Origin of the sequence: Herbaspirillum sp. VT-16-41 (genome assembly GCF_001994935.1) — a bacterium.
Classification (GTDB): Bacteria; Pseudomonadota; Gammaproteobacteria; order Burkholderiales; family Burkholderiaceae_D; genus Herbaspirillum; species Herbaspirillum frisingense.
On record NZ_MUXB01000067.1, the window covers coordinates 1 to 933 of the forward strand.

The following is a 933-nucleotide window of genomic DNA, read 5'->3' on the forward strand; positions in this document are numbered from 1 at the left end:
GCTTGGCCGCGCCATTCTTGATCAGGCGCTGGTAGGAATCGCGGAAATTCTGCACGTTGCGGCCCGAAAGGATTGCCGTCTTCAACATGGCGGGCTCCAGCGGATTCTGGCCGCCCTGCGCCATGAGCGACCGCCCGACAAAGGCGATTTCCGTCAGCCGCAGATACAGGCCCATCTCGCCGATCGTATCGCCGAGATAGATGTCGGTATCCGGCGCGATGACATCGCCGCGGCTGCGCAATGCCACCTTCATGCCGAGCTTTTCGATTTCTTCGGCAATTGCCGGGGCGCGGTCGGGATGACGCGGCACGATGATCGTCAGGAGATCGCGATGCCTGACCTTCAGCATGTGATGAACCTGCGCAACAACATCTTCCTCCCCCTGGTGGGTGGAAATCGCTGCCCAGGTCTTGCGCTTGCCGATCTGCCTCTGCAGAGCCTCGAGTTCCACGAGGCGAAGCGGTCGAAGTCCTCGGAGTGCAGGTACACGGTGTAAACGTTGGGAGCAAGGGGCAGGTTGCGATCCAGCACCGGGATCTGGTCGTCGCACTCGCGCTTGAGCCCCTGGGCGAGGTCCAGCGGCTTGAGCTGCCCCCGGCCCTGCGAGAACACGCTCGTCACACCCCGGTCGAGGGTGCGCTCGATGCGATCCAAGATCCCCACGGTGGTCCTTCGCTCTCGTTCCTCCTGCGGCCCGCCGGGTCGGCGAGGGCCTGCGCTGTGTCGATCGGGTCGATCGTATCGCGGCGCAGGGTCCGAGGCCGGACCGGGAGCGGCAGGGGCGGCGAGGGATTCGTGCAGGTCTCGTAAAGGCAGGGCCGGGGACCGGGGCGCGGAGGGGTCAGTAGATCAGCACCCGGCGGCCACTGATGAACCAGCTGCGCGACCCCAGCCTGTCGCTGGCGGCGGTGGAGATGCCGGAGCAGCCGCGGG

At 65.9% G+C, this 933-nt stretch carries 1 protein-coding gene and 1 pseudogene; both read right to left on the reverse strand.

Features of this window, described 5'->3' with window-relative positions; translation table 11 throughout:
• A pseudogene (locus BTM36_RS04470) lies at window positions 1–451 on the reverse strand (hypothetical protein); the annotation flags it as partial.
• A complete protein-coding gene (locus tag BTM36_RS29670; RefSeq protein ID WP_368730701.1) occupies window positions 343–663 on the reverse strand; it encodes a DUF3662 domain-containing protein in 321 nt (106 codons plus the stop codon). The pseudogene BTM36_RS04470 and the gene BTM36_RS29670, both read right to left, overlap by 109 nt.
• Window positions 664–933 lie beyond the last annotated feature (270 nt).